Annotated in this window: 11 protein-coding genes; 4 read left to right on the top strand and 7 right to left on the bottom strand. The window is 73.9% G+C overall.

Going from position 1 to position 14,105, the window contains the following annotated elements:
- The first annotated feature begins 23 nt into the window (after positions 1-23).
- Positions 24-1,316 carry an ROK family protein gene (locus ACFV9H_RS36800; protein ID WP_385407362.1) on the top strand — a complete coding sequence of 431 codons (1,293 nt, stop codon included), beginning with the start codon at positions 24-26 and terminating at the stop codon, positions 1,314-1,316.
- Positions 1,317-1,496: 180 nt separating this feature from the next.
- Here ACFV9H_RS36800 and ACFV9H_RS36795 read toward each other — a convergent pair whose 3' ends face one another.
- Positions 1,497-2,063, bottom strand: a complete 567-nt coding sequence (locus ACFV9H_RS36795) for an ATP-binding protein (protein ID WP_385407359.1) — start codon at positions 2,061-2,063, stop codon at positions 1,497-1,499.
- A 200-nt stretch (positions 2,064-2,263) separates the two neighbouring features.
- On the opposite strand from ACFV9H_RS36795, the gene ACFV9H_RS36790 reads away from it, so the two are divergent.
- Together ACFV9H_RS36790 and ACFV9H_RS36785 are read left to right on the top strand one after the other, a co-directional pair.
- The gene (locus ACFV9H_RS36790) at positions 2,264-3,436 is read left to right on the top strand and encodes a PLP-dependent cysteine synthase family protein (protein ID WP_385407357.1); all 1,173 of its coding nucleotides are present in this window, start codon (positions 2,264-2,266) and stop codon (positions 3,434-3,436) included.
- A 137-nt stretch (positions 3,437-3,573) separates the two neighbouring features.
- Complete coding sequence (locus ACFV9H_RS36785; RefSeq protein ID WP_385407354.1) at positions 3,574-4,386, top strand: hypothetical protein; 813 nt, start codon at positions 3,574-3,576, stop codon at positions 4,384-4,386.
- Between the two features lie 131 nt (positions 4,387-4,517).
- Here ACFV9H_RS36785 and ACFV9H_RS36780 read toward each other — a convergent pair whose 3' ends face one another.
- Entirely contained in the window at positions 4,518-5,027 is a 510-nt protein-coding gene (locus ACFV9H_RS36780; RefSeq protein WP_385407351.1) for an SRPBCC family protein, read from the bottom strand.
- 149 nt (positions 5,028-5,176) lie between these two features.
- On the opposite strand from ACFV9H_RS36780, the gene ACFV9H_RS36775 reads away from it, so the two are divergent.
- Positions 5,177-7,666, top strand: a complete 2,490-nt coding sequence (locus ACFV9H_RS36775) for a hypothetical protein (protein WP_385407348.1) — start codon at positions 5,177-5,179, stop codon at positions 7,664-7,666.
- On the opposite strand, the gene ACFV9H_RS36770 is transcribed toward ACFV9H_RS36775, so the two are convergent.
- The 5 genes from ACFV9H_RS36770 to ACFV9H_RS36750 all read right to left on the bottom strand — a co-directional run bounded on the left by ACFV9H_RS36770 (position 7,608) and on the right by ACFV9H_RS36750 (position 13,848).
- Positions 7,608-10,064 (bottom strand): right-handed parallel beta-helix repeat-containing protein, encoded by a 2,457-nt coding sequence (locus ACFV9H_RS36770; RefSeq protein ID WP_385407345.1) that lies wholly within the window; start codon positions 10,062-10,064, stop codon positions 7,608-7,610. The genes ACFV9H_RS36775 and ACFV9H_RS36770 overlap by 59 nt on opposite strands.
- A gap of 99 nt (positions 10,065-10,163) precedes the next feature.
- The gene (locus ACFV9H_RS36765; protein WP_385407343.1) at positions 10,164-10,775 is read right to left on the bottom strand and encodes a hypothetical protein; all 612 of its coding nucleotides are present in this window, start codon (positions 10,773-10,775) and stop codon (positions 10,164-10,166) included.
- Positions 10,776-11,016: 241 nt separating this feature from the next.
- Complete coding sequence (locus ACFV9H_RS36760) at positions 11,017-11,841, bottom strand: MOSC domain-containing protein (protein WP_385407340.1); 825 nt, start codon at positions 11,839-11,841, stop codon at positions 11,017-11,019.
- Between the two features lie 52 nt (positions 11,842-11,893).
- Positions 11,894-12,412 carry a DUF6643 family protein gene (locus ACFV9H_RS36755; protein ID WP_385407338.1) on the bottom strand — a complete coding sequence of 173 codons (519 nt, stop codon included), beginning with the start codon at positions 12,410-12,412 and terminating at the stop codon, positions 11,894-11,896.
- 257 nt (positions 12,413-12,669) lie between these two features.
- Positions 12,670-13,848, bottom strand: coding sequence for a glycosyltransferase (locus ACFV9H_RS36750; protein WP_385407336.1), 1,179 nt, complete (start codon positions 13,846-13,848; stop codon positions 12,670-12,672).
- Between the last annotated feature and the right edge of the window lie 257 nt (positions 13,849-14,105).

Here is a 14,105-nt window from a genome sequence, read left to right as displayed (position 1 = left end):
CCGATCATGCGAGGATCGATGCCATGAACGGCAACGGGGCCCCGCCGCGGGTGGGGGATGTGACCACGGCGTCCACGTCTACGGCGGCGTCCACGTCTACGGCCGCGGCTGCGTCCGCGGCCACGCGGACCAAGCTGGAGCGCGGCCGCGGGGCGCTGGGCCCGGCTCTGGAGCTGGTGCACACCGGCCGTGCCCCGACGCGCGCCGTCCTGACCGCCGAGCTCGGGGTCACCCGGGCCACCGCCGGAGCCGTCGCCGCCGAACTGGAGGCGCTGGGGCTGATCCGGGTCGACTCCCGGCCCGGTGGCGCGGGCGGAACCCAGGGCCGGCCCTCGCACCGGCTCTCGGTCGAGGAGAACGGGCCCGTCGCGCTCGCCGCCCAGGTGCACCCCGACGGTTTCCGCGCCGCGCTCGTCGGTCTCGGCGGCCGGATCGTGGCCACCGCCCCCGGCAAGATCACCGTCTCCGCGGACCCGGCGCAGGTGCTCGGAGCGGTGGTCGACGCGGGCGCGCGGCTGCTCGCGGAGAGCGGCCGCCGCTGCGTCGGCGCCGGGCTCGCGGTTCCCTCGGCCGTCGCCGAGCCCGAGGGCACGGCCCTGAACCCGCTGCACCTGGCCTGGCCGCCGGGTTCTCCCGTACGGGCCATCTTCGAGCGGTGCGTGAAGGCGGCCGGCATCGACGGCCCGGCCCTGACCGGCAACGACGTCAACCTGGCGGCGCTGGCCGAGCACCGGCACGGCGCGGGGCGCAGCGCGCAGCACCTGCTGTGCGTGGCCACCGGGCACCGCGGGGTCGGCGGGGCGCTGGTGCTGGACGGGCGCCTGCACAGCGGGAGTTCGGGCCTGGCCCTGGAGGTCGGCCACCTCACGGTGAACCCCGAAGGGCGGGCCTGCCACTGCGGCGGCCGCGGCTGCCTGGACGTGGAGGCCGACCCGCTGGCCTTCCTCACCGCGGCGGGGCGCACGCCCGGCCCGGAGGTGTCCCTGCTCCAGCAGGCCCGCGACCTGCTGCGCGACGAGCCGGGGGAGCCGGGGGTACGGGCGGCCACCGAGGAGTTGATCGACCGCCTCGGCCTCGGCCTCGCGGGCCTGGTCAACATCCTCAACCCGGACCGCATCATCCTCGGCGGTCTGCACCGGGAACTGCTGCACGCCGACCCGGAGCGGCTGCGCGCGGTGGTCGCCGACCGCAGCCTGTGGGGCCGCAGCGGGGGTGTGCCGATCCTGCCGTGCACGCTCGACCACAACAGCCTGGTCGGCGCGGCGGAACTGGCGTGGCAGCCGGTGCTCGACGACCCGCTGGGGGCCTTGGCCTAAGCCTCCCCGGCCAAGCCTCCCCGCCCCGGGCGTCCCCGGCCAGGGCGTCCCCGCCTCGGGCGTCCCCGGCTAGGGCGTCCCCGCCTCGGGCGTCCTCGCCTAGGGCGTCCCCGGCTACGGCCGGGGCGCGTCCTCGGCCTCCCGGCCGGGGTCCGCGCGCGGGCGTGCCGCGGCGGGGCGTCACCCGGGCCGGGTGCCGACCGAGGCCGCCACCGGCAGCGCTGTCGGGACGCCCTGCGGGTCCATGGTCACGGACGCCGCTCGGGCGGGCTCTCGTACGGGCAATGTCTTGATCCGCACCGGCTGCGACGGAGCCGGCGACGCGGGGGCCGCCCGCAGGGAGAACCACACCGCCTTGCCCGGGCCGTCGGGCCGGTGTCGCGCCCCCCAGGCCTCGCTGACCGCCGCCACGAGCGCGAGCCCGCGCCCGCAGGTCTCCAGTGCCTCCGGAGTCTGCGGCGTCTGGGGCAGCGGCTCGCGGAGCACCGGCAACCGCGGATCGTTGTCGATGACGGAGACCGTGAGGCGCCCGAGACGGAGTTCGATCTCCACCGTGCAGGTCTTGTCCGGCTGCGCGTGGCGGTGGACGTTGCTGAGCAGCTCCGTCACGCCGAGCGCAGCCCGGTCTATGAGCGGATCGAGCTGCCAGTGGCGCAGTTGCGCGGAGACGATCCTGCGGATTTGGCCGATCCGCGACGGCAAGGCCTGCAGTTCGACGACGCAGTGCCTGCGGGAATGACTGATCACGGCTGCGACTCCCCGACATGAGTGTTACGGGTGCTGCACCCTCGGTAATGCTCCACCAGGGTCACCCACCGTGCGCCACAGTGCAACCGAACGCGTCCGAAAGCGATCCGCATGGAAACCCAAAGCGACTGTTTGCGCAGGTGAGGGAGGTACATTGCGAAAGCAGGGGGCGAAAATACACGCACGAAGGAGCACGGCGCATGAGCACCACCGGCACAACCGGCGCGGCCGCCACGACCGCCACAAGCGGCGCATCCGTCACGACCGTCACGACCGTCGACGTGGACCACAGCGACGCCGAGTACCGCGCGTGGCTGAAGGAAGCCGTTCGCAAGGTCCAGGCGGACGCCAACCGTTCCGCGGACACCCACCTGCTGCGCTTCCCGCTCCCCGAGGCGTGGGGCATCGACCTCTACCTCAAGGACGAGTCCACGCACCCCACGGGCTCGCTCAAGCACCGCCTCGCGCGCTCGCTGTTCCTGTACGCCCTCTGCAACGGCTGGATCCGCCCCGGCCGCCCGGTCATCGAAGCCTCCTCGGGCTCCACCGCCGTCTCCGAGGCGTACTTCGCGAAGCTGATCGGGGTCCCCTTCATCGCGGTCATGCCCCGGACCACCAGCCCGGAGAAGTGTCGCCTCATCGAATTCCACGGCGGCGAATGCCACTTCGTGGACGACTCCATGAAGATGTACGAGGAGTCGGCGGAGCTCGCCGCCCGCACCGGCGGTCACTACATGGACCAGTTCACGTACGCCGAGCGGGCCACCGACTGGCGCGGCAACAACAACATCGCAGAATCGATTTACCAGCAGCTGCGCCTGGAGCGCTTCCCCGAACCGGCCTGGATCGTCGCGACCGCCGGCACCGGCGGCACCTCCGCGACCATCGCGCGCTACGTGCACTACATGCAGCACGACACCCGGATCTGTGTCCCGGACCCGGAGAACTCCTGCTTCTTCGACGGCTGGACCCAGGGCGACCCGAACGCGACCAGCGACTGCGGTTCGCGCATCGAGGGCATCGGCCGGCCCCGGATGGAGCCGAGCTTCGTGCCGGGCGCCATCGACCGGATGATGAAGGTCCCGGACGCGGCGAGCGTCGCCGCCTGCCGCGCGCTGGAGCAGGCGATCGGCCGCAAGGCGGGCGGCTCCACCGGAACCGGCCTGTGGAGCGCCCTGAAGATCGTCTCCGAGATGGTGGCGGAGGGCCGCACGGGCAGCGTCGTCACCCTGCTCTGCGACTCGGGCGACCGCTACCTGGACAAGTACTACTCGGACCAGTGGCTGACCGCGCAGGGGCTCGACCTGGCCCCGTACGCGAAGACGATCGAGACGCTGCTGACGACGGGGGCCTGGCGCGAGCCGGTCGGCTGAGCGCGGTGCGGCGCGGTGCGGTGCACGTCCTGCGCCATGGCCTGGCGTTCGAAAACGTGAAGGTGCGTGCGAGCCCACCCCTGTAGATTGCTCCGGCGCATCAGAAGAGCACAGGGGACGAACACAGGGGTGGGCGAATGAAGGCAGCGAAGGCCGTGGCGGGCGCCGCGGTGATCATGGTCATGTCCGCGGGGGCCGTGGGCTGTTCGGCGGCGGAGAAGAAGGCCGCCGAAACGGCCGAGGCGATGGTGGCATCACTCACCAAGGCCTCCGACGCGGCCTCGCAGGCGGGCTCCGCCGAGGTCAAGATGTCGGTGACGTCGCCCGACACCGGCGGCAGTCCCACGGTCATGACCGGCGTCTACTCGTGGGGCAACGGCCTCGCGATGGAGGCCGAAGTACCCGCCAAGGACCTCCAGATGGAGGACCTGGTCAAGGACGGCACGGTCACCTACCGGATGGTCCAGGGCGCGTACTACTACCAGGTCGACCCGGCGGAGTCCGGTGAGTTCAAGGGCAAGACCTGGCTGAAGGTGGAAGCCTCGGCGATCCTCGGGGAACAGGGCGCGGCCGCGATGAACGGCCCCAACAACGACCCCACCGCCGGCCTGAAGATGCTCAAGTGGGCGAAGGGCGTTGACAAGATCGGCAAGGAGGACGTGAACGGCAAGCCGACCGTCCACTACAAGGCCACCATCCCGACGGACAAGCTGGACAAGAATTCCGGGGCGATGTTCGAGGCGCTGGGCGGCAACAGCAGCGACCTCGTCACGGACGTCTGGGTGGACGACAAGGGCATGCCGGCCCGCCTGATCCAGTCCGTCGGAACCACGACCGTCGCGGTGGACTTCTTCTCCTTCGGAGCCGCCAAGGAGATCGCCGTCCCGCCGGCCGCAGAGACGGCCGACATCACCGAGGCGTTCAAGAACGCGAACAAGGGCCAGGGCTAAGGGCCGGAGCCAGAGTCGAAGCCAGGGTCGGAGCCGGAGCCGGAGCCGGAGCCGGAGCCGGAGCCGGAGCCGGAGCCGGAGCCGGCCGGAGCCAGGGCTGACGCGGGAACCGTGTCGGCCGGCGGGACGCGCTACTGGCCCTGGCCGGACGCGCGCCGGGCGGCCAGTCGTGTGTCCAGGGTCCGGACCGCCTGGCGGAAGGAGTGGCCCAGGGCCGGGCGGGCGCCGGTGAGGGCGAGGCGGAACGGGGCCGAGCCGTCCGCCGCGAAGGTCCAGCGGACGTGGGTGCCGGACCCGTCGGGGGACGACCCGCGCGAGGTCAGCCGCCACTCCTCCAACAGGGCCCGGACACCCGGGGCGTTGGTCGAGTCGACCCGGTACGCGTAACGCTGCTCGGGATCCGACGCCATGATCGTCTCCTCGAAGCGGACCCCGCCCAGCAGCTTTATCTCGCGGCCCGCGCCGCCCTGCGTGGGGCGGGCCAGGCTCACCGCCCTGAACCAGCGCGGCCAGCCCTCCACTTCCTCGGCGAGAGCCCGGTACACGTCCTCGGGCGCCGCCGCGACCTCCGCGGCGAAGACCAGCCGGATCGGCGCGTCCTCTATGAAGTCCAGCCCCACCGGGCGGAGTCGGCGAGCCATGGCGGTACCCCCTGGGGTTCGAGTGCGAACGGGCGCGCGACACCATAGCGGCACGCGCGGAAGAAGTCCGTAGCAGTGGGCACCGAGCCTGGGCGTGGCTCTGGGCGTGCCTCTGGGCGTGGGTCTGGGCAGGGGCCGCGCCGGGCGGGATGCTGGAGCTCCTCCCCAGAGGAATCTCGCCACGAGCGGAGGCTGCCGTGCCGGAGACGCCCGTACCAAAGCCGCCCCCTGCACCCCTTGCACCCCCTGCAGCCCCCGCATCCCCCACGCCTCCCGCACCCCTCCGCCTGGAGTTGCTCGTCCACGGAGTCGCCGGCTCCGCCCCGAGCGAGTTGCTCGGCGACCCGCGTACCGTGCGCGTCACCGGCGACTCCACCGCCGCCGTCTTCCGCCGTACCGAGGACGCCGACGCCGAGGCGCACCCCGAGCGGTACGCCGGGCGGCCCGTTCCCGAGGCGTACTGCTGGTCCCGGCTCACCTCCGGCAACGGCGCCCGCGCGCTGTGGCTGCTGCTCCTGCCCTTCATGGTGGCCAACCTCGCCCACTGGGCCCGGCCCGCCGGCCCCGCGGGCACCGCGCCGCGCGCCGTCCGCGCGTACGGGGTCCTCGTACGGATCCTCGCGCTCAGCCTGACCGTCGTGCTGATCGCGGCCGCCTGCGAGGTCGCGCTCGATCTGTTCGCCTGGCAGTGCGCGGGCTCCGGCACCTGCGCCGGCTCCCGTTCCTGGCTGCGCTTCCTCGCGCCGGGCGGCGGCTGGTGGGCCGAGCCCGGCCGCCGCCTCGCGCTCGGGGCGCTGGTGCCGGCCGCGTTGACCGGGCTGCTCTGGTACCTGTCGAACCGCACCTGGAGCGCCTACGAGTCCCAGCCGCCGCCCGCCGGCGCCGCCGACCCGGACACCGCCGGCAGCACCGTCCCCGCCCTCGGCCGCCCCGGATTCTGGTACGGGCGCCGCCTCGTGGCCCGGCTGCGCGCCGCGCACACCGCCGCGGGCCTGCTCACCGTGGCGGTGGCCGTCTCCGTGCCGACCGCCCGCCACGACCGCCGCTCCGGCGCCCCCGTACTGGAAGGCCTCGGCTGGGCCGCCCAGGCCCTGCTCGCCGTCGGAGCCGTGGCCGTGGCCTGGGTCGTCTGCCGGCGAGGCCGGACCGAGGACCGGGCCGACCACCACCTCGACCGGGCCGCCGTCACCCTGCTGCCCGGTGCAGCCCTCGTACTGCTGGTCGCCGTCCTCGTGCACGCCTGCTGGGCACGCCCCGGCTGGACCTCCGCCGGGCGGCTCCCCGGGGACTTCGCCTTCGGCGTGCTGATGCTGGGTCAGGGCGGCTGTGTGTTCGCCCTCGCCGTCGTCGCCCGGTACCTGTACCGTCGGGCCCCCGATCCGGCCGCCGCCCTCGGCGGCCTCGGCGGGCCCGCCGTCGCCATGCTGGGTTGTGCCCTCGGCGGGGTGATGTCCGGCGGGGTCGCCCAACGCGTCGCCGACTGGATGGACCGCGGAGCCACGCCCGGCACGCCCGGCGCCCCACTGGCCGGGCCCCCCGTGCTGCTGTCCTGGCAGGCCGCCGTGTTACCCCCGCTGCTCCTCGTACTGGCCCTGCTCGCCGCCTGGTTCGCGGTGCGCGGAGCCCGTGCGCGGCGCCGGATCGCCGACGGCATCGCAGCCGAGTACCCGGGGGAGACCCCGGACGGGCCCCGCAGCCGCCGGATCGCGGGAGCGCGGGCCGCCGCCGCGCTCACCGACTCCGCGCCCTGGTTCGTCGCGGCCGTCTCCGGGATCACCCTGCTGCTCGGCGCCGCGGCGCTCGCCGGGGCCTGGATCGGCGGGCGGGTCCCCGGCGAGGCGGCCCGGGGGAGCGGGCCGCTGCTGGAGGCCGCCGCCCGTACCGCACAGGACACCGGGTCCTGGCTCATCGGCTTCGGCTTCGTCCTCTTCGTGACCTGGGGCCGGCGCGCCTACCGGGACCCCGCCGCGCGCCGCACCATCGGCATCCTGTGGGACGTCGGCACCTTCTGGCCGCGCGCCGCCCACCCCTTCGCCCCGCCCTGCTACGCCGAGCGCGCCGTCCCCGACCTGACCTGGCGGATGACCGCCTGGACCGGCCGCACCGGCGGTCGCCTCGTCATCTCCGGCCACTCCCAGGGCAGCGTCCTGGCCACGGCGGCCGTCTGGCAGCTGCCGCCGACCGTTCGCCGCCGGGTCGCCCTGCTCACGTACGGATCCCCGCTCGCCCGCCTCTACGGACGCTGGTTCCCCGCCTACTTCGGCCCGGGTCCGCTCACCGCCCTGCACGGCGAGCTCGACTGCTGGCGCAACCTCTGGCGGGCCACCGACCCCATCGGCGGCCCGGCGCTCCCCGGAGCCGGCCAGGACGTGGACCGCGGCCCGCTCGCCGACCCGATCGCCTACGGCCGCAGCGCCCGGCATCCGCTGCCCGCGCCGATCCTGGGCCACTCCGATTACCAGGCCGACCCGGCCTTCGCCGCCGAACGCGACGCGCTGCTAGCCCGGTTGGACGAGACCGCGCGGGCCCGGGAGCTCCGGCCGGAGGCAGCCGGAGGAGTACCCGGCCAACGGCCCGCCGTCAGCAAGGAGCGGGCAGGGCCGGCAGGGCGGGCAGATCCGCCGGGAACAGCAGGGTGAGATCGTCCGTGCTCGGCTCCGACAGCTGCGCCACCCGCCCCGCGTGCCGCTCGACCATCGACTCGAAGGTCTGGCGCGCGGTGCGGCCGTTGCCGAAAGCCGGCCCCTTGGGCAGTTCCGTGAAGTACGTCAGCAGCGCCTCGGACGTGCCCTCGCCGAGCCGGTACTCGTGCTCCTCCGCCTGCTGCTCCACGATCCGCAGCAGCTCCCCGGGCCCGTAGTCGCCGAAGGTGATGGTCCGTGAGAAGCGCGAGGCGACGCCCGGGTTGACCGTGAGGAAGCGGTCCATCTCCGCCGTGTACCCGGCGACGATCACGACCACCGCGTCACGGTGGTCCTCCATCAGCTTGACCAGCGTGTCGATCGCCTCGCGCCCGAAGTCCCGGCCCGAGTCCTCCGGGGCCAGCGCGTACGCCTCGTCGATGAACAACACTCCGCCGCGCGCCCGGTCGAAGGCCTCCTGCGTGCGGATCGCGGTCGAGCCGATGTGCTCGCCGACCAGGTCCACCCGGGACACCTCGACGAGGTGGCCGCGCTCCAACACCCCTAGGGAGGCGAGGATCTCCCCGTAGAGCCGGGCGACCGTGGTCTTGCCGGTGCCGGGTGAGCCGGTGAAGACCAGGTGCCGGCGCACGGAGGCCGCCTTCAGACCCGCCTGCTGCCGCCGCCGACCCACCTCGATCATGTCGGTGAGCGCGCGCACCTCGCGCTTGACGCTGTCCAGGCCCACCAGCGCGTCGAGTTGCCCCAGCACCTCGCCCGAACCCCGGGCGCCCGCCGCCGGGCCGCCGCCCGGCCCGCCCGCGGGGCGCGGTACGGGCACCTCCGCCGCCGGCGGTACGTCGGCCCGCGCCGCGGTGACCGTACGGATCTCCGCGCGCTCCCCGACGAACGCCGCGCCGGACGCCGACTGGGCCGCCAGGCGGGTCCCGGACTCGTCGCTGGTGCAGTCCTCGACAGCCGGCCCGTCCTCCGCGAACTCGTACCCCCCGCGCGCGCAGCGCTCGGTGTGGCAGCGGGTCAGCGTCGTGCGACAGCCGTCGATGACGTGGAAGCCGAAGCCGGAACTGCCCTCCACCCGGCAGGCCGTGAAGGTGCCGCGGCCGCCCGCCGACACGTAGAACCCGGCCTCGGCGGGGGAGGTGACAGTGCACCGCTCCAGGGCCGGGTCGGCGCCCTTGGTGACGATCACACCGGTCTGCACGGAGTCGACGGTGCAGTTGGCGAGGGTGCCGCCGCTGCCGTGGTCACGGAACCAGGCGCCCGTGCCCGCCTCGCGGATCCGGCAGTCGTCCAGCTGGGCGGTCGCCCCGTCGCTCACCGACACGGCGGTGTTGCGCACCTGCGAGAGATCGCTGTCGACCACGTCCACGCGCGAGCCCCGGTCCAGCACGAACAGCGCGTCCGGTACGTCGTGCACCCGGCAGGAGTCGAGGGAGACGGTGGCCCCGTCACTGATCCACACCGCCGGATAGTCGCCCGTGCTGTCGTGGATCTCGCAGGACTCGGCATCGACCCTGGTCCCCGGATCCCACACCGACAGCCCGTTGCGGCCGAACCGGCGGACCGTGGTGCGGCTGAGGGTGAGCACCGAACGGGACCGCAGGTCGACCGCGTTCTCCGGGATGTCGTGGATGTCGCAGCCCGCCAGGGTGAGTACCGCGTCGGTGTCGAGGGTGACCCCGTCGCCCGAGGTGCGGTGCACCGCGCAGTCCGTCAGCCGAGCCGCGGCCCGCGCGGCGATCTGCACGCCGGCGCCCTTGATCTCATACACCTCGCAGCCCAGCGCCTCCAGGCCCGAACCCTCGCCGGTGACGCCGATGCCCGCGCCCGTGGCGTGGTGGATCCGGCAGCGCTCCAGCCGGGGCCGGCCGCCGCCGCGCACCGAGACGCCGGTCTGCCCGGCGGCCACGACCTCGCACTCCTCGAACACCCCGCCGCCGCCGTCCAGTACGGCGATCCCGACGCCGGTCGGATTCTCCACCGTGCACCGCCGCACCAGGGGCCGCGCCCCGGAGCCGCGCACCTCGATGCCGGCCGCCGAACGCGTGCTGACCCGCAGATCGGTGAGCTCGGGTGAACCGTCCTCGACGAGCAGCGCGGGCGCCGCCCGGTCCTGGCCCTCCAGGTGCAGGTCCTGGACCACGGCCGAGGCGCGCACGGTCAGCGCGACCCCGTCGAGCGGGGCGATCCGCACCGACCCCATCCCGCCCTCGGGCCCGCGCAGCGTGACGGCGTGGTCCAACACCAGGTTCTCCCGGTAGGTGCCGGGGGAGATGGACAGCACGTCCCCGTCGCCCGCGACGGCGAGCGCGGCGGTCAGCGTCGGATACTCACCGGAGCGGCGCCGCCAGCGCGAAGACCCGCCGTGCGTCACCTGGACCGTGCCCTGAGCCATGGTGCTGTCGTGCCCCCGCCCTCGTACTTGCCGTGCCGATGCGACCGATCTGGTCTGGCCGCTCCACCGTAGCGCGCGCGGCGCCGGTGGGTGGCCAGGTCAACTGCCCGCGCCCGCCCTGCCCCAGTCGGGTCCGGCGGCCGCCCAGGCGCGGTCCAGGCGTATGTACCGCCGATGCACGAGCCTGCGTACGACCAGCCGTCGGACCGTCTCGACCAGCGCGGCGGCGCCGATGGCGATGGCCAGGCCCACGGCCCCCGCGTGCAGGGCCGCGGAAGACGGGTCGAGGGGTTGCCCGACCAGCCGGCCGCGCGCGTCGGTCCAGATCCGGAACCGGTCGCCGGGCCGCGGCGGTTCCTCAGCTGCCGGCACCGTGCCCTGGTGGCTACTGCCGTCGGGCGCGGTCCACGCGGCCACGATCTGCGTCCGGCGCGGGGCCGTCCGCTGCGCCGACGGATCGGCGGACTGCCCCGAGGCCGGCTCGGGGGCCTGCCGGACCACCACCGCCGCCACGAGGTGCCGCTCCTGGCGCTGCTCGCGCGCGGCCCGCTGCAAGGTCCCGTCCACCGTGAGGCCCGCGACCCAACCGAGGGCCGGAGCCACCACCAGGACGCACACCACCGCGGCGAACGCCACCCATGCCTCGAAGAGATCGGTCGGCCGACGCAGCGGATTGCGCCGCCAGCGCCACACTCCCATTGCTGTCCACACGGTTTGGCTCCCCCTGCCTCCGCGAGCTCCGCCTGCCTGCGCGTCCAAGCCTCCCGCACGCTCCGGTAACGCGCATTCCGGGACGCGCGAGACATGTGTCACCCGATCCGGTGCCGGCTCGGTGCCGGCTCCGAGCCGGCGGTCCACCTGTCTCGACTGATCCAACGGGCTGGTCGTGCCGGTTGGTTCCAGCCGGGACGCAGAGCCCCCCGAAGGTGTCATTCCGGTGGGCCTACGCGGGTCATTCCAGGACGCGGACCTCGTCGCCGACGCGCACGGTACCGAGCCGCACCGGCACCAGCAGCCGCCCGAACGCCAGCGATTTGCCGATCCTCCGGTGCTTGGCCAGCGTCTTCAGCGGTTCCTTGCCCCGCTCCGCCGTCCGCTGGTCGGTGGTGGTCACGATGCACCGGCCGCATTCGCGCACCCCGCGGAACTCGGCGTCGCCGATCGCCAGGCGCCGCCAGCCGTCCTCCGCCCACGCCTCCGCCCCGGCGACCACCACATTGGGGCGGAACCGGTTCATCGGCAGCGGGCCCTCCTCGGGATGGTCCCCCCGGGCGATCAGCGAGTTGAGCGCGTCCAGCGACGCGAGGGTGGTGATCAGCAGCGGATAGCCGTCGGCCAGGCTCACCGTCTCGCCCGGCAGCGCGTAGTCCGGGTCGACGGGCCGGCGCACGGCCGGGTCGTCCATGTGCGCGAGCCGCACCTGCACCCCGAGGTACTCGCCGAACCAGTCGGCAGCGGCGTCCGCCGCGAGCACCGTCTCGATCTTCTTCCCGAACAGCACGACCGGCTCCAGCGGTCCCGGTTCGGGCACCTCCACCACCAGCTCCGCCATGCCCGGAGCGGACACCGCGATCCGGCCGCCGCCCAACGGACGCGCCGAAGCCAACGCCAGCCGCGGCTGCTGGCGTTGGGTTATGACCACGCCCTCGGTGTCGACCAGCGCCCACCGCCGGTCCCCGGACAGACCCCACGGCTCCACGGCCACCTCGTCGGGAGCGGTCCCCGCTACCGACTTGACGGGATGGACGTGGAGCGCCTGGACATACAAGTTCGACATAGGGGCATACTGCCGGCCCCGTCCGCGGCCCAAGCAACTGTCACGGGTTCGGTCAGTAGCCGCGCCCCTGGAACGGACGGCCGTACGGGTCCTCGTACGAGGCGCCCTGAACCGGCGCGGGCACCTGAACCGGAACCTGCATCGGGCGCGGCGCGGCCGGACGCATGGCCTCGTAACCGGCGGCCGCGGCGACCGGGCGGGGCTGCTGCGGCATGTACCCGGCGCGGGCGCCGACCGGCTGCTGCTGGGGGATGTAAGGGGCGGGCGCGTTCTGCAGCGGCATCGGCTGCTGCGCGGCCTGCTGCTGGTACGGGTACCCGTAGCCCGGCGCCTGCTGCTGGGGCATCGCCGGCGGTAGCGCCGCCGGCAGGGCGGGCAGCGCGGAGGCGAGGGCCGGGAGGTACCCACCGCTCGAATACCCGGCACTGGGGGAGTCGTAGGCGGCCGGAACGCGGATCGGGGCGATCTGCGGAGTGCCGCGTTCGGCGACGAGGGAGTCGTAGATGGGGGTGTCCGGGAAGGAGGGCGCGGAGTAGTAACCGCCGCCATAAGTGGAGCGGGGGGAGGTCATGGGACATAAGTTAAGCCCACGACTTCACGGGGTCCATAGCGAGGTGTCACCAACACCGTCCTGACCTGCATATTCGCAGGTCAGGGCCCCACCTTTCACTTGGCGTTCACGTGCACGATTCGCCACGTCCGTACCGTCTTGTTCCCACTCGTACTCACCGGTTGCATGCTGCACGGATTTGGTGTTGACGCAGTGTCACAACCCGGTGACCTCGGATGACGTTGGTTTTGACCGCAGTTCGTCGACCCATCCCCGTTTCAGGCGTCACTGGGCCGGGCATAGGTACGGCCCTTCCAGGCCGCTCCGCGCCCCCGGTAGTGCTGGACGGCCGAGTCGACGGTCATCAACAGGTACAGGAACGCGGTGAACGGGAGCAGCGGGGCCAGCGCGGCCGGCTGGCGGTAGTAGCGGAGCATCGGCAGGTAGGTGCCTGCCATCAGAAGCCAGGCCAGACCGCCGGCCCAGGCGACGGCCGGATGCCCGGTCGCGAGCCCCGCCGCCAGGGCGGCCGGGGGCACGAGGTAGACCAGCACCAACCCGGCGACGGTGCCCGCCAGCAGGAGGGGCTGGTGACGCAGTTGCGCGTAGGCGCTCCGCGAGACCATCCGCCACAGGTCGCCGAGCACGGGGTACGGGCGCACGCTGTCCACCCGCTCCGCGAGCCCGAGCCAGATCCGCCCGCCGGACCCCTGCACGGCACGGGCCAGGGACACGTCGTCGATGACGGCCTGCCGGATCGAATCGGGCACCCCGGCCTTCACGGCGGCCTCGGTGCGCAGCAGGACGCAGCCGCCGGCGGCCGCCGCGGTGCGGGCGGCGGGGCGGTTGATCCGGCGGAACGGGTAGAGCTGCGCGAAGAAGTAGACGAAGGCAGGTACGACGAGCCGCTCCCAGAAGCCGACGACGCGCAGCCGGGCCATCTGGGACACCAGGTCGAGGTCGGCGGAGGTCGCGGCGGCGACGAGCTCGCGGAGGCTGTCCGGCTCGTGCGCGATGTCGGCGTCGGTGAGCAGCAGGTAGTCGGGCGGGGCGGGATGCGCTGCGCGCGCGTGCGCGATGCCGTGGCGCAGCGCCCAGAGCTTGCCCGTCCAGCCGGGGTCGGGGTCGCCGGGGGAGACGACGGTCAGCGGCAGCCCGGGCTGCTCGCGCGCGAGCCGGAGCGCGAGGGCGGCCGTACCGTCCGTACTGCCGTCGTCCACCAGGACCACCTCGGCCTCGCCGGGATAGTCCTGGGCGATGAGCGACGGCAGGCTCCGGGGCAGCACCTCGGCTTCGTCGCGCGCCGGCACGACGATCGCCACGGACGGCCAGCGGGCGGGAGCGGTGCGGTGGGGGAGCCGGACGTCGGTGCGCCAGAACATGCCCTGGGCGAGGGTGAGCCAGAGCCAGGCGGCGAGGGAGGCGTAGGCCGCGCAGGCGGCGGTGAGGAGGCCCATGTCGGCAGTGTGCCGGGCGCTGCGCGGCGTGTCGCGCACCTGACGCGCCCGGTGCGCCGTTGCCCTCCCGGGCGGGGCGGCGAGGAAACGGGCGGCTTCGCTGCCGGGGCTCTGCCCCGGACCCCGCGCCTCAAGCGCCGGCGGGGCTGGATTTTCCTGGGCCGGGATCGGCCTGGGTTGGGGCGGTGCCCCGCCGGAGTGTCTCCTCGTCCTCGCGCACTTGGCAGGTGCTTCGATCCGTGAGCGTGGTTGCGCGC

It is taken from the genome of Streptomyces sp. NPDC059874 (assembly GCF_042731135.1).
Classification (GTDB): domain Bacteria; phylum Actinomycetota; class Actinomycetes; order Streptomycetales; family Streptomycetaceae; genus Streptomyces.
The sequence above is the reverse complement of the archived record's forward strand: the minus strand, read 5'-3'. Positions and strand labels throughout refer to the sequence as shown.